Annotated in this window: 31 protein-coding genes and 5 tRNA genes; 23 read left to right on the plus strand and 13 right to left on the minus strand. The window is 38.6% G+C overall.

Going from position 1 to position 23,606, the window contains the following annotated elements; all coding sequences use genetic code 11:
• Window positions 1-81 precede the first annotated feature (81 nt).
• The 5 genes from CVS86_RS01785 to CVS86_RS01800 all read right to left on the minus strand — a co-directional run bounded on the left by CVS86_RS01785 (window position 82) and on the right by CVS86_RS01800 (window position 667).
• Window positions 82-171, minus strand: a tRNA-Ser gene (locus tag CVS86_RS01785).
• 57 nt (window positions 172-228) lie between these two features.
• Window positions 229-384, minus strand: a complete 156-nt coding sequence (locus tag CVS86_RS09850) for a hypothetical protein (protein WP_021086361.1) — start codon at window positions 382-384, stop codon at window positions 229-231.
• 31 nt (window positions 385-415) lie between these two features.
• Window positions 416-489, minus strand: a tRNA-Cys gene (locus CVS86_RS01790).
• 7 nt (window positions 490-496) lie between these two features.
• Window positions 497-583 (minus strand) — tRNA-Leu (locus CVS86_RS01795).
• 9 nt (window positions 584-592) lie between these two features.
• Window positions 593-667, minus strand: a tRNA-Gly gene (locus CVS86_RS01800).
• A 103-nt stretch (window positions 668-770) separates the two neighbouring features.
• Between CVS86_RS01800 and CVS86_RS01805 the strand changes: the two genes are divergently transcribed.
• From CVS86_RS01805 to CVS86_RS01845, 8 genes are all read left to right on the plus strand, one after another.
• Window positions 771-846 (plus strand) — tRNA-Ala (locus tag CVS86_RS01805).
• Between the two features lie 191 nt (window positions 847-1,037).
• Window positions 1,038-2,258, plus strand: coding sequence for a tyrosine-type recombinase/integrase (locus CVS86_RS01810; RefSeq protein WP_021089240.1), 1,221 nt, complete (start codon window positions 1,038-1,040; stop codon window positions 2,256-2,258).
• A gap of 7 nt (window positions 2,259-2,265) precedes the next feature.
• Window positions 2,266-2,925: a hypothetical protein gene (locus tag CVS86_RS01815; protein WP_021089284.1), complete on the plus strand. Its 660-nt coding sequence runs from the start codon at window positions 2,266-2,268 to the stop codon at window positions 2,923-2,925.
• Window positions 2,926-3,193: 268 nt separating this feature from the next.
• Window positions 3,194-3,406, plus strand: coding sequence for a helix-turn-helix transcriptional regulator (locus CVS86_RS01820; RefSeq protein WP_021089242.1), 213 nt, complete (start codon window positions 3,194-3,196; stop codon window positions 3,404-3,406).
• Complete coding sequence (locus CVS86_RS01825) at window positions 3,403-3,861, plus strand: hypothetical protein (protein WP_035169960.1); 459 nt, start codon at window positions 3,403-3,405, stop codon at window positions 3,859-3,861. Before CVS86_RS01820 ends, CVS86_RS01825 begins: the two co-directional genes overlap by 4 nt.
• Window positions 3,858-4,088: a hypothetical protein gene (locus CVS86_RS01830; RefSeq protein ID WP_021089225.1), complete on the plus strand. Its 231-nt coding sequence runs from the start codon at window positions 3,858-3,860 to the stop codon at window positions 4,086-4,088. The genes CVS86_RS01825 and CVS86_RS01830 overlap by 4 nt, the downstream gene beginning before the upstream one ends.
• 229 nt (window positions 4,089-4,317) lie before the next feature.
• Window positions 4,318-5,151, plus strand: a complete 834-nt coding sequence (locus CVS86_RS01840) for a phage antirepressor KilAC domain-containing protein (RefSeq protein ID WP_021089220.1) — start codon at window positions 4,318-4,320, stop codon at window positions 5,149-5,151.
• A 62-nt stretch (window positions 5,152-5,213) separates the two neighbouring features.
• Complete coding sequence (locus CVS86_RS01845) at window positions 5,214-5,972, plus strand: aspartate carbamoyltransferase (protein ID WP_107790781.1); 759 nt, start codon at window positions 5,214-5,216, stop codon at window positions 5,970-5,972.
• A gap of 725 nt (window positions 5,973-6,697) precedes the next feature.
• Here the strand turns inward: CVS86_RS01845 and CVS86_RS01850 are convergent.
• Entirely contained in the window at window positions 6,698-6,919 is a 222-nt protein-coding gene (locus CVS86_RS01850; RefSeq protein ID WP_021089218.1) for a hypothetical protein, read from the minus strand.
• Between the two features lie 157 nt (window positions 6,920-7,076).
• Between CVS86_RS01850 and CVS86_RS01855 the strand changes: the two genes are divergently transcribed.
• The 14 genes from CVS86_RS01855 (at window position 7,077) to CVS86_RS01920 (ending at window position 16,361) form a co-directional block, all read left to right on the plus strand.
• Complete coding sequence (locus CVS86_RS01855; protein ID WP_035169957.1) at window positions 7,077-7,442, plus strand: hypothetical protein; 366 nt, start codon at window positions 7,077-7,079, stop codon at window positions 7,440-7,442.
• Window positions 7,439-7,675: a hypothetical protein gene (locus CVS86_RS01860; RefSeq protein ID WP_035169955.1), complete on the plus strand. Its 237-nt coding sequence runs from the start codon at window positions 7,439-7,441 to the stop codon at window positions 7,673-7,675. Before CVS86_RS01855 ends, CVS86_RS01860 begins: the two co-directional genes overlap by 4 nt.
• Complete coding sequence (locus CVS86_RS01865) at window positions 7,672-8,010, plus strand: hypothetical protein (protein WP_107790782.1); 339 nt, start codon at window positions 7,672-7,674, stop codon at window positions 8,008-8,010. Before CVS86_RS01860 ends, CVS86_RS01865 begins: the two co-directional genes overlap by 4 nt.
• A 96-nt stretch (window positions 8,011-8,106) precedes the next feature.
• Window positions 8,107-8,499 carry a hypothetical protein gene (locus tag CVS86_RS09955; RefSeq protein ID WP_234399211.1) on the plus strand — a complete coding sequence of 131 codons (393 nt, stop codon included), beginning with the start codon at window positions 8,107-8,109 and terminating at the stop codon, window positions 8,497-8,499.
• On the plus strand, window positions 8,499-9,005 hold the full coding sequence (locus tag CVS86_RS01875) for a glutamyl-tRNA amidotransferase (protein WP_107790783.1): 507 nt from the start codon (window positions 8,499-8,501) through the stop codon (window positions 9,003-9,005). The genes CVS86_RS09955 and CVS86_RS01875 overlap by 1 nt, the downstream gene beginning before the upstream one ends.
• Complete coding sequence (gene terL / locus CVS86_RS01880) at window positions 8,959-10,413, plus strand: phage terminase large subunit (protein WP_107790784.1); 1,455 nt, start codon at window positions 8,959-8,961, stop codon at window positions 10,411-10,413. Before CVS86_RS01875 ends, terL begins: the two co-directional genes overlap by 47 nt.
• Window positions 10,414-10,457: 44 nt before the next feature.
• A complete protein-coding gene (locus CVS86_RS01885) occupies window positions 10,458-10,691 on the plus strand; it encodes a hypothetical protein (protein WP_107790785.1) in 234 nt (77 codons plus the stop codon).
• On the plus strand, window positions 10,672-10,950 hold the full coding sequence (locus CVS86_RS01890) for a type II toxin-antitoxin system RelE/ParE family toxin (RefSeq protein WP_107790786.1): 279 nt from the start codon (window positions 10,672-10,674) through the stop codon (window positions 10,948-10,950). Before CVS86_RS01885 ends, CVS86_RS01890 begins: the two co-directional genes overlap by 20 nt.
• 429 nt (window positions 10,951-11,379) lie before the next feature.
• Window positions 11,380-12,120, plus strand: a complete 741-nt coding sequence (locus CVS86_RS01895; protein ID WP_107790787.1) for a spore coat protein — start codon at window positions 11,380-11,382, stop codon at window positions 12,118-12,120.
• An 80-nt stretch (window positions 12,121-12,200) separates the two neighbouring features.
• Complete coding sequence (locus tag CVS86_RS01900) at window positions 12,201-13,325, plus strand: PepSY-associated TM helix domain-containing protein (protein ID WP_107790788.1); 1,125 nt, start codon at window positions 12,201-12,203, stop codon at window positions 13,323-13,325.
• Window positions 13,326-13,396: 71 nt separating this feature from the next.
• On the plus strand, window positions 13,397-14,419 hold the full coding sequence (locus tag CVS86_RS01905; protein WP_009494790.1) for a ribonucleotide-diphosphate reductase subunit beta: 1,023 nt from the start codon (window positions 13,397-13,399) through the stop codon (window positions 14,417-14,419).
• The gene (locus CVS86_RS01910) at window positions 14,406-14,900 is read left to right on the plus strand and encodes a hypothetical protein (protein ID WP_199906501.1); all 495 of its coding nucleotides are present in this window, start codon (window positions 14,406-14,408) and stop codon (window positions 14,898-14,900) included. The genes CVS86_RS01905 and CVS86_RS01910 overlap by 14 nt, the downstream gene beginning before the upstream one ends.
• Window positions 14,901-15,668 (plus strand): carbon-nitrogen hydrolase family protein, encoded by a 768-nt coding sequence (locus tag CVS86_RS01915; RefSeq protein WP_107790790.1) that lies wholly within the window; start codon window positions 14,901-14,903, stop codon window positions 15,666-15,668. It abuts the gene before it with no gap.
• Between the two features lie 60 nt (window positions 15,669-15,728).
• Complete coding sequence (locus CVS86_RS01920; protein WP_107790791.1) at window positions 15,729-16,361, plus strand: protein-L-isoaspartate(D-aspartate) O-methyltransferase; 633 nt, start codon at window positions 15,729-15,731, stop codon at window positions 16,359-16,361.
• Between the two features lie 18 nt (window positions 16,362-16,379).
• Here the strand turns inward: CVS86_RS01920 and CVS86_RS01925 are convergent, their stop codons facing one another.
• A complete protein-coding gene (locus CVS86_RS01925; RefSeq protein ID WP_021092609.1) occupies window positions 16,380-16,865 on the minus strand; it encodes a hypothetical protein in 486 nt (161 codons plus the stop codon).
• Between the two features lie 137 nt (window positions 16,866-17,002).
• Window positions 17,003-17,587 (minus strand): hypothetical protein, encoded by a 585-nt coding sequence (locus tag CVS86_RS01930; protein ID WP_103570718.1) that lies wholly within the window; start codon window positions 17,585-17,587, stop codon window positions 17,003-17,005.
• A gap of 169 nt (window positions 17,588-17,756) precedes the next feature.
• Here CVS86_RS01930 and CVS86_RS01935 point away from each other — a divergent pair, with 169 nt between their 5' ends.
• Entirely contained in the window at window positions 17,757-17,975 is a 219-nt protein-coding gene (locus CVS86_RS01935; RefSeq protein ID WP_103574159.1) for a hypothetical protein, read from the plus strand.
• A gap of 24 nt (window positions 17,976-17,999) precedes the next feature.
• Here the strand turns inward: CVS86_RS01935 and CVS86_RS01940 are convergent, their stop codons facing one another.
• From CVS86_RS01940 to CVS86_RS01960, 5 genes are all read right to left on the minus strand, one after another.
• Window positions 18,000-18,383: a hypothetical protein gene (locus CVS86_RS01940; RefSeq protein WP_159070804.1), complete on the minus strand. Its 384-nt coding sequence runs from the start codon at window positions 18,381-18,383 to the stop codon at window positions 18,000-18,002.
• A gap of 107 nt (window positions 18,384-18,490) precedes the next feature.
• Complete coding sequence (locus CVS86_RS01945; RefSeq protein WP_225724075.1) at window positions 18,491-19,081, minus strand: hypothetical protein; 591 nt, start codon at window positions 19,079-19,081, stop codon at window positions 18,491-18,493.
• Between the two features lie 206 nt (window positions 19,082-19,287).
• A complete protein-coding gene (recJ, locus tag CVS86_RS01950; RefSeq protein WP_107790793.1) occupies window positions 19,288-20,862 on the minus strand; it encodes a single-stranded-DNA-specific exonuclease RecJ in 1,575 nt (524 codons plus the stop codon).
• Between the two features lie 312 nt (window positions 20,863-21,174).
• Complete coding sequence (locus CVS86_RS01955; protein WP_021089217.1) at window positions 21,175-21,777, minus strand: outer membrane beta-barrel protein; 603 nt, start codon at window positions 21,775-21,777, stop codon at window positions 21,175-21,177.
• A 159-nt stretch (window positions 21,778-21,936) separates the two neighbouring features.
• Window positions 21,937-23,571 (minus strand): CTP synthase, encoded by a 1,635-nt coding sequence (locus CVS86_RS01960; RefSeq protein WP_103598868.1) that lies wholly within the window; start codon window positions 23,569-23,571, stop codon window positions 21,937-21,939.
• Between the last annotated feature and the right edge of the window lie 35 nt (window positions 23,572-23,606).

Genomic DNA, 23,606 nt, shown 5'->3' on the forward strand with positions numbered 1-23,606 from the left:
TTTTATGATAAAAATATAAATTTATAAACTAAAGAAATGAGAAAATAATTGAAAAATTAAATGGTGATTTGAAATTTGAAGTGGCCGGGAGATAGGGATTCGAACCCCAGGAGGCTTTCACACCTCAACGGTTTTCAAGACCGCCGCTTTCGACCGCTCAGCCATCTCCCGATTAAAGATTTGTGATTATAGCCAACTTTGCTTAAAATTTGCTATAACCACTAAGAATTATTCTGTTTTTTCTTTGACGTAACTAGCGCCGTCATTGATCTTTTCTTTAGTCCATTCTTTGGCGTTGTGGCTATCTTCTTTTACGCCGTGCCAAGTGTTTGAACAACCTACTGCAAAAAATGCCATACATACAATTAAAAGCAATTTTTTCATCGTTATCCCTTTATGTAGTTATTTTTGAAGTTGGAGGCGACACCCGGATTCGAACCGGGGATCAAAGCTTTGCAGGCTCATGCCTTACCACTTGGCCATGTCGCCATTTTGGTGGTGCCCGAGACCGGACTTGAACCGGTACGGTAAAAACTACCGAGGGATTTTAAGTCCCTTGCGTCTACCATTCCGCCACTCGGGCAAAATTTAATGGAGCGGGAAACGAGATTCGAACTCGCGACCCCAACCTTGGCAAGGTTGTGCTCTACCCCTGAGCTATTCCCGCATTAAAGGTTGCAATGTTACCCAAAAGTTGCTTAAAAATTTATTTTATAAAAACGACTTTCAAAAAAATGTAAGCCATAAAAAGATAAAATACCAAATCTTTTGGGGTTATAGCTCAGCTGGGAGAGCGCTTGAATGGCATTCAAGAGGTCGGCGGTTCGATCCCGCTTAACTCCACCAACAGACGTTTTCAGGGGTTTTCAAACCTTGTCAAAAAATGCTTTTCAAAGCCCAAATTTAGGGCTTTTACCACTTTTTAAGCTCTCATCTCTTATCATTGCATTTCATCTAATATCACTCTTTTGAGTGTATATCTGAGTGTAAAAAAATATTTTTTCTAACTTTTTACACTCAAAATTAAGGGTTACGAAATGGCAAGCTTTGCGAACGATTTGGCACTAAAAAAATTTACACTCAAAAATAAAATTCGTGAGTGGGTAAAAGATGACGGAGTGAAATTTTTATACGTGCTTGCATACAAGACCCAAAAAGAAACCACCAAGACCTTTTATTTCAAATATCAAGAGAGCGACGAAAAGCGAACAACAAAACAAATCAGGCTAGGCAAATATCCAAGCATTACGCTAGCAGAAGCAAGGGCGAAAGCCTTAGAGCTCGAGAGGCTAAGAGATAGGGGCGAGGATTTACAGCTAGCCACGGCCAAGCAAAAGGCTATCACGTTTAAAGATGTAGCCGATGAGTGGATAGAAAAAGAGCAGAGCAAAAGCCTCGTATCGACTAAGAAGCAAATAGGGCGTGTAAAAAATCATCTCATCTTTTATTTAGGTAGCAAAGAGATAACCGCTCTAAAGCGTAGAGATTATATGCAAGTAATCGAGCAGATACAAGCGCGAGAAACGAAAAGGGAGCTAACCCACGAAACATCAGAGCGGACTTTTAGACTACTCCGTAAAATCTTAGATTTAGCAGTAAATAAGGGCTACATCGAACACAATCCAACACGAGATATTATTTTTAATGATACTTTCAAGACCTCATCAAATAACCACTACAAGGCAATAACTGAGCCAAGCAAGCTAAAAGAGCTATTAAGAGCAATGCAGGACTATCAAGGCTCGTTTTGCACGCAGCAAGCGTTAATATTTGGAGTGCATACCTTTTTACGTAGTGCAAACGTGAGAGAACTAAAATGGCAATACGTGGATTTTGAGAATAATTTAATCACGTTTCCAGCCGAGGCGATGAAGTTAAGAGAAGTTTTTTATATACCAATGAGTAAGCAGGTCAAGAAGCTTTTAAAAACAATGCTAGAGCATAAAAGTGGCGATTTTGTTTTTCCTAGTGGCATAAGTGCGACAAGACCGCTAAGCGATAGCACACTAAACCAAGCGATTAAGCGGTTAAACTTCGGCGATGAAATGGTATTTCACGGCTTACGCACGACAGCAAGCACCCTATTAAATGAAAACATCAAAAATCACGGCTTTAGCAGTGATGTGATAGAGCTTTGCCTAGACCATAAAGAGCGAACAAGCGTAAAAGCTATTTATGACCGAAGCCAAAGGCTGGACGAGCGAGCCAAGCTTATGCAATGGTGGAGCGATTATTTAGATAGTTTGGTAAAGGGGTAAAAGAACAATGACAGAGAACAAAATTGACTTAAATGAATTATTAGAAATGGAGAGGGATAAAATAATGTTAAAAGATGAGTTATTAAATTTTTTGTCGCGATATGCAAATAAATACCCACAATTTCAAAGCGAGGCTAGTATTTATGAGTTAAAAGAAAGTTTAATTTTTTTAAAAGATTTTAATACTGATGGCAATTCTTACGTAGATTATTCCGCCAAATTTGCCATAAATAAATACATTCAAGATTTAGAAGCCATAGCCAAGAAAAAAGAACGCAAACAAACAAGAGATGAACGCCTACTTAAAAAAATCGAAAAAGCTATTAATGCATTATACGATATAAAAGAGGATTTTTTTATGGGCGAAGATATTGACGAAGAGGACCACAAGGCTATGTACCCCGATGAGATAAAAATACGTAAAAACATAGATGATTTAATATACGCACTTTACTTAAAAATTGATTGTTATGAAAAAGATGAAAATATTACGCCTACAATAGCAAACAAAAAATTTGATAAAGCTTTTTTTGAACTTCTAAACGAAAGAAAAAAGAATAATAATATTAGCCCCCTAGAGTTAGCCAAAGCAATAACGCAATTAAGAGTTACCATAAGAAACATTTTTAATAATAAGCCAAATATACGGACAAAATCCAACAAATAAGCATAAAAAATACCTCTAAAAATTTCTTACATTACTTTCGATGTAAGAAATTTATTTTTTACATTAAAACTAATGCATTTTTTTAAAAACCTACATTAAAAAACAAACATCTTTTATTTTTCTAACATCGATTTTAACGCTATTTTTCTACTAGCTATTAATATTTTTATTTATTAATATTCTTACATCAAATCAATTTAAGCACATCAAGCTTGCAAGCATTCAGGCTTAACCATTTGAGAAAAATTACATACAAAAGGATTAAAAAATGCAAAACAAAGCACTACTAAATTCAAAAGAAACAGCGGAGCTTTTAGGCGTGGGAGTATCAACACTTTACAGATACAAGAAATTAAGCGATTTTCCGAAACCTATCTTTTTTACAAATGTTACAAAACGCTTTAAAAGAGATGAGGTCGAAGCCTTTATCAACAAAAGACAAAACGAGGGCAGACCATTACCACAAGGGGGCGAAAGATGAAAGCTTTTAAAGACGATAACGAGGCTAGGCTATACGGGCGTTTTTATACCCATTTATCCAAATACCCCGAGATTAAGGCGATTTACGCGCAGACGGACGACCAGGATCAAAGCGAGCTACGCGAGGGCGTGACTAAAGCCCTTTGCGTAGCTTTTGATTTATTTGAGGAGCGCGAAACGGAGCTAAATCAAAAGAGTATATGCGAAATAGCGCGAGAGTGCAAAGAGATAAAAAGCGCGCCCGAACTTTACGTAAAAATGCTAAAAGAGTGCTACCCCGATATTTATCTCAAATCTCTACAAGACGAACAAAGCGGAGACGATACGGCGGACTTTAAGCCCGTAGCCTTTGATTTGTTTTGCATTTTGACCGAGCAGGCGAGAGAGCTAAACGCATTACGAGACGAGAACAAAAGGCTAATCGAAACCTTTTTTATCAATAGGAGTACGCGATGAGTAAGCTAGTATTTACGCCTAGCAAACTTTGCTTTAGTGCAGGCGATGAGGTTATGTTAAAAGCTTTTAAAAAGCATTTGCATATCTACAAGGTGACGAGCCTGGACGGCGTCGCTCAACCTTTGCTAGATTGCGCTTATGATTTGTTTCATATCGTGCAGACGCAAAGCAAGAGCATAAAAGAGCTAGAGATAAAAGCAGGTATAAGAGAGGAAAATAACCGATGATACGAAGCAGACATAAAACGGCGTTAGTAAAAATGATGTGGGACGGAACGGAAATAACCGCGGGGCGAGTATTTGGCATAAGTAACGCCAATCAGTATTTAGTAGAGCTTTTTAGAGAAAAAATCGTTAAATTTAGATGGTGCACGGACGCAAATAACCCTAAAAGGCGGTTTAAATTATGGCGTATCGACGATTTCCAAAAGGCTAAAAGATATTTAGGGAGCAAAATATGAGCGCAATAGTAGCATTTAATGATCTAAATTTAGAGATTTCGGAGTATCAAGACACTTGGGCTTTGTCGGATAGACAAGTAGCACAAGGTTTTGGAGTTACACAAGAAGCAGTAAGAAAACAAAGAACGCAGGGCGCGACTGAATACATCGAGGGCGTGCATTATTATTACAAAAATACGTATAATGACGGTAAAGGTGGCGTATATGATACACCCCCGGACAAATCGGGCGGGGGGTCAAGAAATACCCAAAAAATGGTATTTTGGACGAAAAAAGGCGTAATAACTCTAGGCTTTAAGCTAACCGAAACACCTCAAACAATAGCTTTTAGAGATTGGGCTAGCGATTTTATCCTAAACAACAATAACCACCCTACTACTATTCAAGAGCTTTTAGATAATCCTCGCTCACTTGCTGAGCTGGCTCTAAGATATGCTGATACGTTAGAGCAAAATAAACACCTAGAAGCTCAGGCGGTAGAAAATAAGCCTTATATAACATACGCTAAGACGATAGAGAGTAGCCACGGCGATTTAAAAATAGGCGAATATGCGAAAATCCTTTGCGATAAGAGTAAAGGCGTAATTATAGGACAAAACCAGTTATTCGCTCTAATGCGCGAACTAGGGATTTTGATGTTTAATAATGAACCTTTGCAAAAGTATCTAAATATGGGCTATTTTAGACGCAAACCGCGACCATTTACAAAGCCAAACGGCGAGCAATGCTTAGACCTTATCACTCTAATAACGCCAAGGGGTCAAGTAAAGTTAGCTAAAAAGCTAATCGAGGCTATAAAAGCTAAAAATACGCCTCGAATAAAGAGCTAATTAAAGAATTTTAAGGGTGGTCAAGCCGAGCAAGTTTAGCCACCCTTAACAAGGTTACAAACGTGGATATTTTAGCAGAACTTGCAAGCATTATCAACACAGCCGAAAGCAAAATTTACATAGACACGATAAGGGCTACATTTTTCAAAAAAGCTATTATTCAAAAGACCTATACAAAAATGGAGCTTTTAAACTCAATCGCTCGAAAATATGGCACAAAATGGCAAAAGCTGGATAAACAAACAGCAAAAGCCGTTAAGATAGAACGCCGTTTTGAGTTTCGAGATTATGAGATAGTTAATATTTATATGCTTAGCGATTTGCCTATTTTCTACGCCACGCTAAAAAACGCAGGCAATGAGCCACAAAAGGCATTATTTGAAGTTTATGGGCTTAGGCAATATAACAAGACACCTCCACCCAAAGAATTAATAGCGGAGCTCCTAGGCGTGATAAATAACGTTTCATCGCTTGACCTTTGTTTTGATAAGGATAGCCCCTTTAACCTTGACCCCTTTTGCGATGAGGTTATTAGCTTTGAAAATACCAAGTATTTAAAAAACAACGATGTATTAAGTAGAGTGTATTTTTACGACAAGGCAAAAAAGAATAATCTAAACTTGCCTATCTACCGAGCCGAAGCCGTAGTTAGCATAAATCCCAAAAGCAAAGATAACCCCTTGCCTCTCAAGCAAAGGCTAAATTTACAACTCCCTTACGCCCTAGATGAGTTTAAATCCATACTAGACAAGACCGCTAAAAAACAAGGCACAATCAAGCCTTGCAAGTCAAAAGAGAACAAAAGAGAGCTAAGAGCATAACCAGCCGAGATTTTGGCTCGTTACCTCAACGCACGGATATTTTTATGCGTTAGCCTAATTTTTGGCTTACGTAGCAAAGCCCCCTAACAATGAAACCCAAACAGCCCTATTGTCAAAGCTTGAGCCTTGCAAGTGAAACGTAAAAGCTCCATACGTTAAACGTAGCTAGCTTTAAAAGATGACCTAGATTTAATCTACCTCATCGCTTTACAAAAAAATGAAAACGGCTTTTAACCTTAAGCCAAAACAGCCCTTTTTTTGCTTGCTTAAGTTTTCATAAAAAAGGGTATTGCAAAGCGTTTCACTCTCTACCATTTTTTTGGCTATTTTTACCCTTTTCGCATAAGTCAAAAATCAAAGCCAGCACCGAAGGGCTAGAGCTTAGCACGTAAGCCACGCACGAGCGAAAATCACAATTTAAGAAAAGCAACGTATAGTGTGCCCTAGTAAAACTACCCTACAATGACCTTTTTGTTACAAAAAATCTCCCCTTTTCCTTAAATGAAAAAATTAATTATCAAGAGGGCTAAAAATAATCGCGGTCGCGGTTAAAAAAACGAGCAAGCTAAGCACTAGAACGAGCGTAAAAGCCCTATTCTAGGCGGTAGCTTTGAGCTGGGTAAGTTAAATTTAGGTAGCTTTAAAGGGGGGTCATCACAGCTGACACCCTAGAGGGTAACACGTGTAACGTTACATGTAACGGACGAACTCGTTACAAGATGATATTAATCCTCGTTGTTTTCAGTGTAAGGCTTAACCACCTCAACGATTTTATCCATATCAAGCGATTTAATGTAGTTTTCAAGCATAAATTTTAAATAAGGTGGATATGGAGTGCGTGACCCCCAAGCATTAACGGTTGCGTAAGGGATGTTGGATAATTCACTAAGTCGTTTTTTATTAATACCAGCTTTATTTAACAAGTTTTGAAATTCGTTTTTATCCATTTTTTAACCTTTATTTTTTTATGAAATAATAGCATAACGCAACAAAAAATAAAAATAAAATATTGTTATGCTATTTTAGTTAATAATCTTTTAAGTATCATTACAATATGATTTTTCTTAAAATTAATAGCGTAAATATACTTTTAAAGGAGAACAAATGTTAATCCCAACCAATTCAGACAGACCAATGTTTAAAAGGTTTCATGAGTTTGTTATCGAGCAGAACAATGGCAACACAGAGGTAGGCGAACAAACGCTTTACGATGTAGCATACTCGCTATTTTATGAGAGCCACACGCTAAGAAGTGAAAGAGATAGAGCCTTTCAAAGCCTAGGCAGAGCAAACGCACTATTTGCCAAATCAGAGGAGCAAAACGAGCAATTAAGAGCCGAGATAGAACAAGCAAAAGCAAAGTTTGAGAAGCTAGCTAGTAATTACGTTACCTTGTGCGATGAGATGGCCGAGCTACAAAAAGAAAACGCAGAGCTAAAAAGCAAATTATCACTAAAGGGGCAAAAATGAAGTTAGTTTTTAATGAAATCAATAAGAATTTTGAGTTAGGCGTTGAAATAACTTGCGTATTAGGACAAGTATCTACCCTAATGCTAGCACTAGCAAATAAACACGAGAGCATAGACGACAAAGAGAGATTAAACGCTACTTATCTACTAAGTGGCATTTTGCTCGATATTGCCTCAACGCTTGATGATTATGCACTAAAAGACACAAAAGCGACTAAGGAGCAAAGAAAATGACGGCCAAGAGATACGTAAGACTATACGAGCTTGAAAAGGCTCGAAGCTTTGATGAGCTAATAAGCACACTAGAGCAAAGCGAAAACCTCAGCAAAAGAAAAGCCATTTATCAAGCAGGTGCTAAGGCGTGGCTATTCGTAGATTATTACATTAACGAGCTAAGGCACGCAGAAGCACAATTGAAGCACTTAAAAAGACAGCTTGACCGCCTAAGCCCTAGCGATAAAAGCAAAGAGGACTTTAACAAAAATAATCCCCTAGAAGCCAAAGGGATTTTTAAATGGCATAAGCCCTTAAAAGGTGCGAGCTTACAAAACGATATGCAAGCAAGCTAATATAATCTAAGGGGGCGAGGCTAGCCCCTATTTACTCCACGAGAGGATAAACAGCCTTTTTCGTAAAATACTGAAAAAATCAAAAAGGCTAAATCAATGCTACCAAAAGAGTTAAACACGCTAGAAACCTTTTTCAAAATCCTTGATAAGTTTTACCCAGACTGGGAGAAGCGAGCAGACGATTATTACTTAACCGAAATAGCCTTTTTAATCCTAAAAGTATTTAACAGCCCTTACACGGACGAAACCATCATTAACAATTTACGAGTTATGAAAGTGAGTAAATACGATAAAGAGCTAGCCAAAATTTACGCTTTGCCCCTAGAAGCTTACACGTGGATTATGCAAAATAGAATGAAGCCGGACAGAGCAAAGGCGAGCGTAAAACGATATGTAAAAAATGCAATGCAAAATCCAAATTGCGAATATGAAAAATCCATTTTGCAAAAATGCGAAATGCAAAAAAACGATATACAAAGGAGCAAATAATGGCAAAAATAACAGACAAGATTAGAGAAAAAATATTAGCGGATTTTCATACTGGATTTTTTTCGATTAGGCAAATAGCAGATAGGGCAGGAGTTAGCCACGTAGCAGTCCATAAGATAGTCAAAGGATTAACACCAAAATTTAAAGAAAAAATTAACGCCGAAGTAGCCTTTAAAGCGGAGCTAGCAGACGAAAATTTACAACAAATTAACAGCGTAAATGAAGTAATAAGTGAGGCTACAAAACACCTCATCTTTTTTCAAAATGCAGCATTAACAAATCAAAAAAAAGCCAACGAAATGCTAAAAACCGCCAAAACAATAGGCGATATTGAGGCTCATAGCAGGATAACCGCTAGAAATAAAGAGACCATACTAGGCAAAGAGCCACAAACGATTATAAACAATAACAATACACAGCAAAATCAAAAGCCAGAGCTAGATTTATCAGGGTTAAGTAATGATGAACTCGAAACACTTGACACAATACTCTCAAAAGCAAATTAAAAACGAGCTGGCAAGACGTAGCCTAATTCGTTTTGTAACCGAGATTAATCCAAGCTATCAAGTCGGCTGGTTTAACAAAGAAATTGCAGATAAGCTGGAGCGATTTTATCTTAACGTAATGAAGGGGAAACAGCCTCGCCTAATGATATTTGCACCGCCTAGAAGTGGCAAAAGCGAGTTATTTAGTAGGGCTTTTCCAGCGTGGGCTTTTGGTAAAAATCCAAATTTGCAAATAATAGCCAGCTCTTATTCAAGTGATCTAAGCACAAGAATGAATAGGGACGTCCAGAGAATAATAATGAGTGAGCCTTACGCCGAAATTTTCCCCGAAACAAAGCTAAACTCCAAACGTGTCGTAACCGCAACTCAAAACGCCCTTAGAAATAGCGAAATATTTGAGATTGTAGGACACACGGGCGCGTATAGGAGTGCTGGCGTAGGTGGAGGCATTACGGGCATGGGTGCAGATATTTCAATTATTGACGACCCTATTAAGGACGCAGCAGAAGCAAATAGTGCTACTTTTAGGGATAGAGTGTGGGACTGGTATGTTACAACCCTTTACACAAGACTAAGTCCTAAGAGTGGCATATTATTAGGCATGACAAGGTGGCATGAGGACGATTTAGCAGGGCGATTAATCCAAGAAGCTCAAAAAGACGGCGACAAGTGGGAGATTTTATCCTTTCCAGCAATAGCCGAACACGACGAGGAGCACCGAAAAGAGGGTGAAGCATTACACCCAGAAAGATACGACCTAAGCAGACTATTAAAAATAAAAAGTGCCTTAGGCTCTTATGCGTGGAACGCCCTTTATCAACAGCACCCAAGCACTAAGGGCGGGGATATTATACAAGGGGCGTGGTTTGGTCGCTATGATGTAGCACCAAGAATTAAGCGTGTAGGCGTTTTTATGGACACAGCCCAAAAGACCGGCGAGCAAAACGATTACAGCGTTTTATTATTAGCTGGCTTAGGATATGACAACGCTATTTATTTACTAGACTTAAAACGTGGCAAATGGGACGCAGTAGAGCTTGAAAATACTACTAAAGATTTTTTTGTTAAGCATAGATCAACGTATAACGGACTAATGTTTTACATAGAGGACAAATCAAGTGGAACTGGGCTAATTCAAAAAATAAGACGTGAAAACAATATCCCAGTAAGAGCCGTAACGCCACAAAAAGATAAATACACTAGAGTTTTAGACGTTGTAGGCTACATTGAGAGCGGATATGTAAATTTGCCTAGTGCTGGAGCGTGGGTTAGTGATTTTGTAGACGAGTGCGAGAAATTTACCGCCGATAATAGCCACTTACACGACGATCAAGTCGATACACTTACAATGGCAATTAGTGAGTTTAAAAATAAGCCTAGCGGGATTTGGGGACATATTTCAGACTAAATTTTAACAATACAAGCTAAAATAATCAAAAGAAAGGGTTACAAATGCAAACATTAACAATACGAGCAGATGAGGCACTAATAAGCCAAATAGTAGCAATAAGTAAGGCTCTAGCTAATACGACTAATCAAAAGCTAATTATTGATGACGGCTATGCAGACGAGCTAAACGCACGAGCCGATGAAGCACTACAAGGCAAAGGGCTAATAGACGAAGCTCAAGCACGCAAGATGATAGAGCAGATAAAAGATGGCGAATATGCACGTAAAATTTCATAATCGCTTTTTTGACGAGCTTAACACAATAAAAGAGTTTATCGCAAAGGATAGCGTAAATAGAGCCAACAGCTTTGTCGATGATGTTTTTAATAAGTGCTTAGATTTAAAAGATACACCCACAGCTCATAGACTTAGCCAAAAAGTAAAAAAGAATAATGCTAGAGATTTGATATTTAAAAGCTATGTAATACCTTACTTGATAGATGATGAGGTTATTTATATACTAGGCATTTACAAGGCTAACGAGTGGGAAGCGTGAAACGTATAAAAGCGATAACGTTTCACAAAATAACCTTAATTAAGTTTTCGAGCAAAAAAGAGATGAAAACTAATTTTTCTTAAGCCAAAACGACCACTTTAAGCGTCTGAAACTTAAACCATTTAACTTTACTACTTTACAATCCCCTATTTTAGGCACTTACAATTATTTTGTATTGAAAACTAAACTTTTCATAACCAAAAATTTAATCACTTGAACCTTAAAAGCTCGAATGTAAGTTTGAGTGTAAAAAATCTTGCTTTTAATTTTCTAAAAATACGATAATAACGGACTTTAAAGCTAAAATCATTTTTCGCTTAACTCCACCATGAATTTAATCTCTTTTTTGCTCACAAATTTTTTCATTTTTCACAAAAATTTACGTCAAACATATATAAAAATTTAGAATTCTTTTGCTACATTTACAACATGCAAAATTTAAAACAATATGTAAATGAAATTTTAAAAAATCACCATGATGAGCGTGTATTTAGCTTTGAATTTGATGGGCAAAAATTTTGGTTAAAACGCATTGAAAAGAGCATCGAAGGCAGCTTTTTAACTAAAATTTTTAAACCAAACCCTTATAAATCTTTTGCTGCCGAGATAAAAAAGCTTGAAATTTTAAACAAGGCAAATGCCCCTGCTCCAAAAATCGTGCTAAAAAGTGATGAATTTTTCGTTATAGAAGATGTTGGCGAGCCAGTTGCTAGGATATTTAAATATAGCACCGATGAAAATTTTAAGCATGAAATTTTGCTAAAAGTAGCCCGCGCATTAGCTGGACTTCACGCGCTAAATTTCGCGCACGGACGCCCAGCCCTTAGGGATATCGCCATAAAAAATGACGAGATAAATTTTATTGATTTTGAGTCAAAATTTTTTAGCGATGATCTAGAGCTTAGAAAGTGTCGTGATCTGCTAGTTTTCATCCACGAGCTCTACCGACAAAAAATTTCAAACGAGCTTGTAAAAGAGGCGATTGATGAGTACGTTAAGGCTAATGGCAGCGAAATTTACAAGCACTCTTTGCGATTAATAGTGAAATTTAAGCCACTTTACTACCTGCTAAGGCCGTTTAAATTTTTAGATAAAAAAGATCTAAATGCGGCTATTTCAACATTTGAGCTACTTTTGCCAGCCGCAAAATCAAAAATCACATCAAGATAACTAAAAAATAATCTTCTAAATTTTATCTCTGCTTAACAAAAAATAAATTAATATTCGTTATTAAAATTAAAAGGAGATATATGCTTTTCAAGCGTAACAAAATCATTTTCAACATCCACCTAATAATCGGTCTGATCGCGACTATACCGCTACTTATCATGACACTTGCAGCGCCATTTGCCTCTTATAGAGAGGAGATCAAGTCTGCGATAAATGAAAAATATATAAATTTAGCACCTAGCAAAAAGCCAAATTTAAGCTTAAGCGAGATCCTCGCCAAAGCAAAAAGTGAGATCAAATTTGACACGCTTGAAAACGTACAAATCGGCGGTGAAAACAAAGCTTATAGCATCAGCGTCACTAAAGATAAAAAGCTCTTAAATTTCTTCATCGATCCAAGAAATGGCGAGGTGATCAGCGAAGATTTGGGCGAGAAAACTCGCATGATAATACTAAGCCTGCATAGAAATTTAGGCCTTGCCCTGCTTAATAGCAAAGTTCCAGCCAACATCGGCAAGCAAATAGTCGCCATTAGCTCGATCATCATGGCACTTCTTGCCATAAGCGGCCTCATCCTCTACGCACCAGCGATCAAGCGAAATTTGCTAAATTCGCTAAAAATCAAGCCAAACACAAAGGGCTACGCCTGCTTTTACAACCTCCACACGAGCCTTGGCACCTACGTGGCGATCCTGCTTGTCGTGATGTCGCTAACTGGCCTTTACTGGTCTTATGGCTGGGTCAGAAGCAGTGTAAATAGCATATTTTTCGACCTAAAACCAAGCGAGATGAAAAAAACAGCACCGCAGCGAAATTTGATCCCGATAAGTAACGAGAAATTTAAAGAGATCGAGACTGCAGAGCAAATTTTTAAAGAAAATGTCACGCTAGAGCTAAAATCACTCACGATAAACGTGCCTGAAAACAACCAAAGCACCTACACCATAAACTACGAAACTGCCGAGAATCAGGTAGGCAAGCTAAAGCTTGACGCAAGCGCTGGCAAGATAAAAGAAAATAAGCTTGTTAGCAAGAGTGATAGCATCCCAGAGGCCAAAAAAGCTGGCCGCAAAGTGCTTAGCCTGCATACTGGAGAGATCTTTGGCGAGGTCGGTCAGGTCGTCTTTGCCGTCTCTTGCGTGATCGCCGTTTTACTAATAATAACTGGCTTTTTGATGACCATAAAAAGGAGCAAAGCCGTCTAAATAAAAGTAAATTTTTACCTTGCTTTGGATAAGATTTTAAGAAATTTTTACCACAGACAAGAGAGAAATTTATGAACAGAAAACGCATATACAACCCAAGTTCAAATGAAAATTTGACCGACAGAAGAGTCTTTAACGGCAACCCACACGGCATTTTAAATTTCACCAAGGCGAAATACGAGTGGGCGTTAAAGCTTTGGGACCTCATGGAGGCCAACACCTGGTTTCCAAAAGAGGTCGATACAACAGACGACGTGCGCGACTACGCCTACAACCTCACAGAGGCCGAAAAACGCATGTATGACCTAGTTTGGAGCCAGCTCATCTCGATGGATAGCTTCCAGACAAACAACCTAGCTGACAACATCAACCCTTACATCACCGCGCCAGAGATCAACGCCGTGCTAAGCCGCCAAGCCTACGAAGAGGCAAACCACAGCAAGTCTTACGCCGTCATGGTCGAGGCGATCTGCGACAACACCGACCTCATCTACGAGATGGAGAAGCACGACGACGTCTTGCGCGAGAAAAACGACTACATCTCAAGCGTCTATGAAGAGCTTGCAGGTGAAGTGACTGATGAGAAGCTACTTCTAGCGATGGTGGCAAACCAAATTTTAGAGGGCATTTATTTTTACAGCGGCTTTACGGCGATCTACGCTCTAGCTCGCGCTGGCAAGATGCTAGGCTCAGCACAGATGATCCGCTTCATCCAACGCGACGAGATCACACACTTGCTTTTGTTTCAAAACATGATAAATTCGGTCCGCAAAGAGAGGCCTGATCTTTTCACGCCTGAGACTGAGGCAAAAATTTATGATATGTTTGAAAAAGCTGGAAATTTAGAGATCAAATGGGGCAAATACATCACCCAAAACCAAATAATGGGCTTTACAGACGATATCATCGAGCAATACATCCACTATCTCATCGACCAGCGTCTAGTTGCGATCGGCCTAAAACGCAAATACAACGTCGCTCACCCGATCAAATGGGTCGATGACTTTGCTAAATTTAACGACCAAAAGTCAAATTTCTTTGAAGCAAAGGTGACAAACTACAGCAAGGGAAGTATCAGCTTTGATGACTTTTAAAAATGGCATCTTAGCCCTTGCCTGCGTGCTTTTTGTGGGGTGTGCGAGCAGTAGCAGCCAGAGGGCGATCGACATAGCAAATAAGGATCTATTAAATAGTTTTAACCCTTACATACTTGTCAAAACAGACGAAACCAAATATGTTATCATCTACCAAAGCATGCCAGCTGGCGATGTCAGGCCAAGTCTAGCACCTATCGGGTCGGCTCTTTTTGTCGATGTTTTAAAGCAGATAAATAGGGTATGTAGCTTTAAATCCACCGACCTAAAAGAGACTAGAGTGGTATATTTTGACGATAAAACCTCGTTTTCGTATGAAGTCTGGGTCTTTAACGATCCGCTTTCACAGCGTGATAACAAGACTACGGCCATAACAGTTTTGCTAAAGCCAACTCCTGAAATTGGCGGGACGGATATGGATTTTAGAATTCCAGAAAATTGCCATGCGCCAAAGCAAACTATATTTGTATTTGGAAAATAAATGAGCGAAAATTTAAACCTAATAAGCCTAACTTTAAAGGCAAAAAGTGCAACAGATCGACTAGAAGAGCTTGCAAATTTAGTTGAGGCTGCGCCTGAAAACTCTCTCCTACTTGCAAGCGAGCTTTGCATCAGCGGCTACGACTTTGACGGCTTTTTTGCTGGGGCGAACAAAGCGATGCTAGGTGGCATGATAGGCAGCTTTGATGCGATGCTGCTTGAGCGCTTGCAAGAGGCGCTTAGCCCAGATAAATTTCTTGGTTTTACGCACCTTAGCAGCCTAAACAAAAGCGCAGGGCTCGCTCAAATTTCAAATCTAAATCCTCACCAACCAAAAATTTATAACGAATTTTTACTTCTTAACTCAAACAATGTCTTTCATTCGCAGTTTAAGGCTGAGCTTTTTAGGCCAAATTTAGAGCACGAGATCTTTGCCGCCGGCGAAGTGAGCGATATAAATGCATTTACATTTAAAGGGCTAAAGCTTGGCGTGCTGATATGCTTTGAGCTGCGTGATAGCAGGCTTTGGGCAAAGCTAAGGGGATGTGATATCATCATGGTGCCAGCTATGTGGGGCAAGACCAGAGAGGAAGCCTACCTTAGCCTTTGCAAGGCACTTGCGATCGCAAATAACTGCTACGTCATGATCTCAAGCTCGCTTGATCTTGAGACCGCTGGGGTCTTTTTGCCAGATGGCACGCTAGAGCAAAGCGCAGTTTTTGACGCAAATTTGATCACACAGATAAAGAAAAGTTTAGGGCTTTTATAAATTTTAAGATAAGCTTTAAATCGTATAATAATGATTTAAAATTTGTTTAGGATAGAATTTTTGACCCAATTAGAAGCGATAAAATGCCAAAATTTAGCTAGCGACATAGCTGATGAGATCACGCTAAGTCCGCTTTTGTTTGACGCGATATCAACTACCGAGCGTGAAATTTTCGTGCCTATCACTGCGCACGCTTACAAGCTTGACGCGCAGCCAATCCTTGGCAACCAATGGATCAGCTCGCCGCTAACTGTAGCAAAGATGACCATGGCGCTAGAGTGCGAAAACGTGGATAACATCCTAGAAATAGGCTGTGGCAGCGGCTATCAAGCAGCGATACTAAGCAAGCTCGCGCATAGAATTTTTAGCGTCGAGCGCATAGAAAAGCTAGCCATGGAGGCCAAAAAACGCTTTGAGACGCTAAAGATCAAAAACGTACACGTAAGATATGATGACGGCAACAACGGCTGGCGAAGTTACGCGCCGTTTGATAGAATTTTACTCTCGGCTGCTGCTGATGAGATCTCGCCAAATTTATTCGCTCAACTAAAAAATGGCGGCATCTTGGTCGCTCCGATGAAAAAAGATGGCAAGCAATTTATCGCTAAATTTAGAAAAGATGAAGATGGAAATTTAGAAAAAGAGTTTTTAGACGAGTGTTTTTTTGTGCCGCTTCTTGAAGGCAGAGAGTAGAGGCTTTTACCTCTACAACTACCACCTAACCAGCCACTCACCGCTTGGCTGTTGTGTAAATCTAAAATTATCAAATTTGGCTATTTCTTCACTATCTGGCGTAATAAAAGTAACACTAAAACTAAAAGCATTTTTGGTAATAAATTTAACATTTTCTATACGCAAGATGTCCACACATTCTGCATATGTATATTTAAATGTTTTTATAACGCCATTACCTTTTCCTAAAGCAGGTGCTCTTTTACCGCCTTCCATATATTTATCATTTTTATTAGCCTTATAGCATGCCATGTTTGACAAAAACTCTTGCATTCTAGGTTTTGCACTATCAAATTTGGCTTGATATTCTTTTGATACTTTTATACCAGAAACAGAGTTTGACACCGACGAAGTAATTGTTGTGCTTTTGCTTTTTGTTGATTTTGGTGGGCTTGGCAGATCTGGAAGTGTGCAGCCGCTAAAGATAGCACATAACATAATAAGATAGAGTGATTTTGTTTTCATTTTTTTCCTTTTTTTTAAAGTAGAGTACATTCTACCCCCCCCCGCTTAAAGGTTGCTTGGATAGGTTAAAATTTTAACAAATCATCTACGTGAGTAAAAGATGGCAAAGCCTAAGCCTTGCCTTGAATTAAAATTTATTAAAATTTATAAGTGTAGCCTGTATAAATTCCCACACTTGTATCTCTTAGTTGAGCGCCACTGTTTTTCTTATAAAATGTCTTATCAGCCTTTAAACCAAACTCTAGTGCGTTGTGAGCGTCAAATGAGTAGATACCACCAGCTTTTGCGCCAACTAGCAAGCCTTTGAAATTTTTCTTGCTAGTTTCGTTTTCAAAGCTTTGTCTAACACTTAGATAACCAAGACCAGCGTAACCACCAAGCACAGCTTTAAAGTTTTCAGTGATGTTTGGAGTGTAGTCAGCGCCTGCTAAAAGCTTATGTTTGCTCCATTTTGCGTCTGCTTCACCAGCATTTTTTCTAGCTTTAAAGTCGTAGTAGTAGCCACCATACGCTCTATAGCTATCAAAATCATAACCGCCATAAAAGCCAAGTCCGTAGTGACCTTTGTTGAAGTTATTTTTTTCGCTTTTTGCGATATTTTTAGTTTTTATCTTTGAGTTGAACGAATAATCGCCCTCGCCACCGACAAATGCACCTTGAGCAAGTGCAGCTGAACTAACTAAAGCTAAAACCAAGCTTGATTTTACAAGTAAATTTTTCATACTTCTCCTTTAAAAATTTTCGTGATTTTATAGCCATGTTTTTAATCTATATGAAATTTAAATTTAACAAAGCCCTATTTTTCGCTATTTTTAGCCTTTAAAATTTAAATTTATTTATATTTACTATTAAATTTTAAAATTAGAAGAAATTTTCATCAAAGGAGAGAAAATGGCACTAGATAAAGAGCTAGTAAATTTCAGCGAAGAGCATGAGCTAAATGCGATTCTTTCAAAATTTGGCAAATCACAAAGCCAAAAAAATAGAGCAACACTTGGCGAGCTTGGCAAAAAATGCAAGGAAAAACTTGCTAAAAGAGTGCTAACTCAAGACGAATTTGGTGAGTTTGTAAAAGCTCATCTAAAAGAGCTTGAAGACAAAAAAGCTTAAATTTCCTGGGGGCAACCCCAGAATTTACCTGCAATCCTCTTTTGTCAAATTTATCACAGTAAAATTTTTGCCGTCCTCGTAGCTATATATCCACGAAGCTTTATCGATAAGAGGATTTTTACTACTACAAAAGTCCTCTTTTAGCATTTCAGTCTGCATCTTTTTAAACTCCTCTATCTGATCTTTGGTAAATTTACTAAATTTAATATCCTCGCTATCATTTATAACAAACGTTGTTTTTAGGGTCTCATTTTCACATGTAGCACCCATTATTACGCTATTTTCATCGACTCTTGTGGGAGCTGGCTCATCGATCATGCTTACAACAGCTTTAATAAATGCGTTATCACAATCAACCGCAAACATAGAGGTCAAGAGCATAGATAGAGACAATATTATTTTCTTCATTTTGTATCCTTTTTGGAAAGTATATTAAATTTAGTGATAAAAACACTAAGGAGATAAATTTGCGCCCAAACTAGGACGCAAATTTCTTAAGGAGGGAATGTTTAATATTAAAATTTATAAGTGTAGCCTACGTAAAGACCGATGTTGCTCTCTCTAACCCTACTAACATCATCTGCTTTGTAGAAAGTGTAGTCAGTTTTCATACCAGCTTCTAGGATATTGTTTTGATCAAGTAGATACTCAGCACCAAATTTAGCACCTAAAACAAATCCTGTGTCATAGAATTTATGATCTGTGTCATCTCTACTTATCAAAAGTCTAGATACGCCAGTGTAGCCACCTAAAACAAGCTTAATATCTTCAGTGATGCTTGGAGTATAGTCGGCTCCAGCTAATAAGCTATGTTTTTTCCATTTAACAGTAAATCTGTCATCAGTGTCATTGTCTACTTGCTTTTTTGTTTGAAAACTATAAAAATAAGCACCGTAAGCTCTAAAACTATCAAAGTCATAACCAGCTTTTACACCGCTGTTAAACTGACCTTTTCTAACGGTTCCGCTCTCGCCGTCTGTTGTTTTCTCTTTCCACTTTGACGCAAAAGAGTATCCGCCCTCGTAACCAATAAATGCTCCCTCTGCCATAGCAAATGAGCAAACCGCACATGCAATCATGCTAGCTTTCAAAAATGAACTTTTCATTTTCAATCCTTTAAAAATATAATGTAAATGTAATTTTACGGATTTTTATTTAAAATATTATTAATTTATAATATTAAATAAGCATTGATAAATTTACTCTGTTTATAAAGTTCGTATTTTAGGGATTTATAAAGGTAAATTTATAAAATTTTTAATTATTAAAAAGTAACACCTAGTCGTTAAATTTCAAACGACTAGGCAAAATGCTATAAAATTTCTCTTATCAAAAGCTGTGGCGTAACAAGCCCACGAAACGAATTTTTAGACACGCAAAAGATGATATCCACCATCTCACCCACTCTGACGTGCCTTGTAAAGTTAAAAAATAGCGCCTCAAGCGTTTTGTTGTCTTTTTGCAAGATAAGTTTTAAGTGGTTTTGATCCCTGCCTATGAGCCTCTCGTTTTTAACGACGGCATTTTCTATCTTAAAGACTGGGCGTGGATTTTTCTGTCCGTACGGCTCGTAAAATTCCAAAATTTCAAGTAGCTCAAAGTCGATCTCGCTTGGCATTATGTCGCCAAGTAGCTCATCTGAGCTTTTGCACTCTTGCATATTTAGGCATGAGCAGCTTTTATTTATCGCCTCTTTAAATTTTTCCAAATTTTTAGGCGCAAGCGTTAGCCCTGCTGCACCTTTGTGACCGCCGTAGCTTGTTAGCAGATCTTCGTGGCTTGCGATGAGTGATAAGATATCAAGCTTGCCAACGCTTCTAGCACTGCCTTTTGCGCGGCCTTTATCGATGCTAAAGACGATAGCTGGCTTTGCAAAGTGCTTTGCCAGGCGGCTGGCCACGATGCCTATCACGCCCTCATGCCACTGCTCGCCCCAAGTGATGATGACCTCATCGTCCTCTTTTACGTCCTTTAACGAGCACTCAAAGAGTTGGCGCTCCTCCTCTTTTCTGGAGTTGTTAAACTCGATAATCGTATCAAGGTAGTCGTAGGCCTCTTCGATGCTCTTTGCACGCAAGAAGTTAAATGAATTCATCGCATCGTCCATGCGTCCGGCTGAATTTATAAGAGGCGCTATAAGAAAGCTGATATCATCACACTCAAATTTATCCTTGCCGTAAAACTCTTTTATGACGCAAAATGCCGAGCGTTTCGAGGCATTTAACTTGCAAATACCCATGCGAACAAGCATCCTGTTCATATCTCTTAGCTCCATCATATCAGCTATTATCGCGATGGCTAAAAGCTCTAAAAACTTGCTCATATCGTAGTTTAGCTTGCAAACATCCTTTAGCGCTCCAACCAAATACCAAGCCACTTCAGCACCGCAAATTTCGATATTTGGAAAATTGCAATCCTCTTGTTTTGGATTGATGATAGCGTAGGCTTCTGGTAAAACGGCTGGTGGCATGTGGTGATCTGTGATGATGAGATCTATGCCTTTTTCTTTGCAGATGCTAGCTGCTTCATTAGCCGAGATGCCGTTATCGACGGTGATTATTAGACTCACATCGTTTGCAAGCTCATCGATGATCTCAGGGTTTAAGCCGTATCCGTCCTTAAAGCGGTTTGGGATCTTTACTAGGTAGTTTTTTACGCCAAGATCGTCAAAAAACTCAGCTAAAATCACACTTGAAACCACGCCATCAACGTCATAATCGCCAACAATAGCGATATGCTCGTTTCTCTCGATCGCCTCTTTGATGCGATTAGCGCCTTTATAGATATCTTTTAGGGCGCTTGGCGTTGGAATTTCACTAAGTTTTTTGTGTATGTCGTTACAAAATCTACGTGCTAGTAAATTCCTAATATCCTCTTTAGTTAACATAGCTTTGGCAAGGACTTTTTGACGCCCTGCCAACTTTTACTAATGCTATTTGCTCACTTAAATTTACGCCCAAACTGCCAAAAATTTGGCAACAAAAATGCTTTTTTTTCATCGTAATCTTTCGTCTTTATTTTGAATGCTTTGATTATATCTTTTTGAAATTTAATTTCTTATAATTTTCATTGAAAGTAAGATTTTTAGGGCAAAAAACTTTTGTTAAATTGATACTCTTTATAAATTAGCTATTGTAAATTTGAGGTAAAAAATGAGAGAAATTTTAAGTAAAAATAAGGGGTCATAAGACCCCAAAAATTAAAATTTATATGTGTAGCCTAGGTAAGCGCCCATGTCTGTTGCTTTGACATTATCAATATCGTCAATGTTATACCACGATCTATCAATTTTTACACCAAACTCAAGCGCATTATGCTCATCAAAGCTATACTCAGCACCAAGTCTTGTGCCAAGTAACCAGCCAGACTTAGTAACATCATAACTAGCCCTAACAACATTTGTATTAAGTCTAGATTTAAAATTCATTACCGAAATACCAGTATAAAGTCCTGCAATTAATTTAAAGTTATCTGTAATAGCTGGAGTATAGTCACCACCTATTACGAATTTATGATTTGTCCATTCTGTATCTAATGAACCAGTTACGCCGTTGATTGAACCTCTATCGCTATCTTTAGCCTTTGCATGATAGAAATAACCACCGTAAGCTCTAGCTACGCCAAAATCATAACCACCTTTTATGCCAATATTTGGTCTATTGTCTTTTATGCTATCGCCATCACTGCTTAACTTTGAGCTAAAGTCGTAGCCACCTTCTAATCCGACAAATCCGCCTTGCGCTAATGCAAATGAGCTAGCAAGTGAAAGTGCCAAAACACTTTTTAAAACGCAATTCTTCATTTTTTCTCCTTTATAAATGATTGCGTAAGCATTGTATGTTTAGCAAGATTAAAAAATACTTAAATGATTTAAAATTTATAAATAATATATTTATTCCAGTTCTTAATATAAATTTGAGAGAAATTTAAAGAGAATTTGGCAAGAAACTTGCCAAATTTATCATTTTACGTGATTAGCCAAGCTTGCTTTGATAAAGCCTAGTATCACAGGGTTTGGTCTAGTTAGGCGACTAGTAAATTCAGGGTGACACTGCACGCCTACAAACCACGGATGTCCTTTTAGCTCGATCGCCTCTACTAGTCCGTCGCTTTCGCCACTTACTATAAGGCCAGCCTTTTCAAATACCTCTTTGTATTTTGGATTTGCCTCGTAGCGGTGGCGGTGGCGCTCTTTTACGCTCTTTGCGTTGCCATAAATTTCAGCCAAAAGCGTCTTTGGCTTGATGTCGCAGTTGTAAGCACCTAGTCTCATCGTGCCGCCAAGTGGGCTTGTGTGCGTTCTTATCTGCTTTTTGCCGTGGGCGTCAATGAAGCTATCTATTAGATATATGATAGGATTTTTGCACTCTTTGTTAAACTCCATAGAATTTGCATCTTCTAAGCCCAAAACATCCCTTGCAAACTCGATCATCGCTAGCTGCATACCAAGGCAAATTCCAAGATATGGGATCTTGTTTTCACGAGCAAATTTTATGGCCTGCATCTTGCCTAAAACGCCTCTTTCGCCAAAGCCGCCAGCTACCAAGATGCCATCCACATCTTTTAAAAGCTCATTTACATTACTCTCCTCTATCTTTTCGCTATCTATCCAGCGTAAATTTACCCTAGCGTCTAAATTTGCTCCAGCATGGATGATGCCCTCGGTTAGGCTCTTATAGCTCTCTTTTAGATCGATATATTTGCCTACAAAGGCGATTGTTGTTTCGTTTGTTGGAGCGATGATCCTTTTTACTAGGCTATCCCAGTTTGCCATGTCTGGTTTTAGCTCACCAAAGCCTAAATTTTCAGCGATCGGCACTAGGATGTCTTGCTTTAAAAATGAAAGTGGAATTTGATAGATACTTGCGCTATCTAAGCTCTCTATGACGCAGTTTTTCTCTACGCCACAGCTTGCTGCGATCTTATCTTTTAGCTCGCGGTTTAGTGGCATTTCAGACCTGCAGATGATAATATCTGGACTTATGCCTATGCGTCTTAGCTCGCCTACGCTATGCTGGGTTGGCTTTGTCTTTAGCTCGCCAGCTACTTTGATAAATGGCACAAGCGTTAGGTGGATATTTAGCGCTCTTTTTTTGCCAACTTCTACTTTTAAGGCTCTTATCGCCTCTAAAAATGGTAGTCCCTCGATGTCGCCAACGGTTCCGCCTATCTCAACGATGAGCACATCTTTGCCCTCGCCTGCTTTTTTGATACGATCAACTATCTCGCCAACGATGTGAGGGATCACTTGTATAGTCTTTCCAAGGTAGTCGCCACGTCGCTCTTTTTCGATGACTGAGCTATAAACTCTGCCCGTTGTGAAGTTATTGTCCTGACTTAAGCTCTCATCTAAAAATCTCTCGTAGTGACCAAGGTCTAGGTCTGTCTCCGCGCCATCGTCTGTGACAAAGACTTCGCCGTGTTCTAGCGGGCTCATCGTGCCAGGATCTACGTTGATATATGGGTCAGCTTTTAAAACGCTCACTTTTAAGCCAGAATTTTTAAGTAATGTCGCGATAGACGCAGCTGCGATGCCTTTTCCAAGTGAGCTTAAAACGCCACCTGTGATAAAAATATACTTCGTCTCTTTTGCCATCAAATTTTCCTTAACTTTAGTTATTTTTTAATCTG

It is taken from the genome of Campylobacter concisus (genome assembly GCF_003048605.1).
Lineage (GTDB): Bacteria > Campylobacterota > Campylobacteria > Campylobacterales > Campylobacteraceae > Campylobacter_A > Campylobacter_A concisus_BM.

What these genes read in the sequence shown, in the direction of transcription:
- CVS86_RS09850 (WP_021086361.1), bottom strand. Translation starts at nt 384, where the DNA reads ATGAAAAAATTGCTTTTAATTGTATGTATGGCATTTTTTGCAGTAGGT.
- CVS86_RS01810 (WP_021089240.1), top strand. Translation starts at nt 1,038, where the DNA reads ATGGCAAGCTTTGCGAACGATTTGGCACTAAAAAAATTTACACTCAAA.
- CVS86_RS01815 (WP_021089284.1), top strand. Translation starts at nt 2,266, where the DNA reads ATGACAGAGAACAAAATTGACTTAAATGAATTATTAGAAATGGAGAGG.
- CVS86_RS01820 (WP_021089242.1), top strand. Translation starts at nt 3,194, where the DNA reads ATGCAAAACAAAGCACTACTAAATTCAAAAGAAACAGCGGAGCTTTTA.
- CVS86_RS01825 (WP_035169960.1), top strand. Translation starts at nt 3,403, where the DNA reads ATGAAAGCTTTTAAAGACGATAACGAGGCTAGGCTATACGGGCGTTTT.
- CVS86_RS01830 (WP_021089225.1), top strand. Translation starts at nt 3,858, where the DNA reads ATGAGTAAGCTAGTATTTACGCCTAGCAAACTTTGCTTTAGTGCAGGC.
- CVS86_RS01840 (WP_021089220.1), top strand. Translation starts at nt 4,318, where the DNA reads ATGAGCGCAATAGTAGCATTTAATGATCTAAATTTAGAGATTTCGGAG.
- CVS86_RS01850 (WP_021089218.1), bottom strand. Translation starts at nt 6,919, where the DNA reads ATGGATAAAAACGAATTTCAAAACTTGTTAAATAAAGCTGGTATTAAT.
- CVS86_RS01855 (WP_035169957.1), top strand. Translation starts at nt 7,077, where the DNA reads ATGTTAATCCCAACCAATTCAGACAGACCAATGTTTAAAAGGTTTCAT.
- CVS86_RS01860 (WP_035169955.1), top strand. Translation starts at nt 7,439, where the DNA reads ATGAAGTTAGTTTTTAATGAAATCAATAAGAATTTTGAGTTAGGCGTT.
- CVS86_RS01865 (WP_107790782.1), top strand. Translation starts at nt 7,672, where the DNA reads ATGACGGCCAAGAGATACGTAAGACTATACGAGCTTGAAAAGGCTCGA.
- CVS86_RS09955 (WP_234399211.1), top strand. Translation starts at nt 8,107, where the DNA reads ATGCTACCAAAAGAGTTAAACACGCTAGAAACCTTTTTCAAAATCCTT.
- CVS86_RS01875 (WP_107790783.1), top strand. Translation starts at nt 8,499, where the DNA reads ATGGCAAAAATAACAGACAAGATTAGAGAAAAAATATTAGCGGATTTT.
- terL (WP_107790784.1), top strand. Translation starts at nt 8,959, where the DNA reads ATGATGAACTCGAAACACTTGACACAATACTCTCAAAAGCAAATTAAA.
- CVS86_RS01885 (WP_107790785.1), top strand. Translation starts at nt 10,458, where the DNA reads ATGCAAACATTAACAATACGAGCAGATGAGGCACTAATAAGCCAAATA.
- CVS86_RS01890 (WP_107790786.1), top strand. Translation starts at nt 10,672, where the DNA reads ATGCACGTAAAATTTCATAATCGCTTTTTTGACGAGCTTAACACAATA.
- CVS86_RS01895 (WP_107790787.1), top strand. Translation starts at nt 11,380, where the DNA reads ATGCAAAATTTAAAACAATATGTAAATGAAATTTTAAAAAATCACCAT.
- CVS86_RS01900 (WP_107790788.1), top strand. Translation starts at nt 12,201, where the DNA reads ATGCTTTTCAAGCGTAACAAAATCATTTTCAACATCCACCTAATAATC.
- CVS86_RS01905 (WP_009494790.1), top strand. Translation starts at nt 13,397, where the DNA reads ATGAACAGAAAACGCATATACAACCCAAGTTCAAATGAAAATTTGACC.
- CVS86_RS01915 (WP_107790790.1), top strand. Translation starts at nt 14,901, where the DNA reads ATGAGCGAAAATTTAAACCTAATAAGCCTAACTTTAAAGGCAAAAAGT.
- CVS86_RS01925 (WP_021092609.1), bottom strand. Translation starts at nt 16,865, where the DNA reads ATGAAAACAAAATCACTCTATCTTATTATGTTATGTGCTATCTTTAGC.
- CVS86_RS01930 (WP_103570718.1), bottom strand. Translation starts at nt 17,587, where the DNA reads ATGAAAAATTTACTTGTAAAATCAAGCTTGGTTTTAGCTTTAGTTAGT.
- CVS86_RS01935 (WP_103574159.1), top strand. Translation starts at nt 17,757, where the DNA reads ATGGCACTAGATAAAGAGCTAGTAAATTTCAGCGAAGAGCATGAGCTA.
- CVS86_RS01940 (WP_159070804.1), bottom strand. Translation starts at nt 18,383, where the DNA reads ATGAAGAAAATAATATTGTCTCTATCTATGCTCTTGACCTCTATGTTT.
- CVS86_RS01945 (WP_225724075.1), bottom strand. Translation starts at nt 19,081, where the DNA reads ATGAAAAGTTCATTTTTGAAAGCTAGCATGATTGCATGTGCGGTTTGC.
- recJ (WP_107790793.1), bottom strand. Translation starts at nt 20,862, where the DNA reads ATGTTAACTAAAGAGGATATTAGGAATTTACTAGCACGTAGATTTTGT.
- CVS86_RS01955 (WP_021089217.1), bottom strand. Translation starts at nt 21,777, where the DNA reads ATGAAGAATTGCGTTTTAAAAAGTGTTTTGGCACTTTCACTTGCTAGC.
- CVS86_RS01960 (WP_103598868.1), bottom strand. Translation starts at nt 23,571, where the DNA reads ATGGCAAAAGAGACGAAGTATATTTTTATCACAGGTGGCGTTTTAAGC.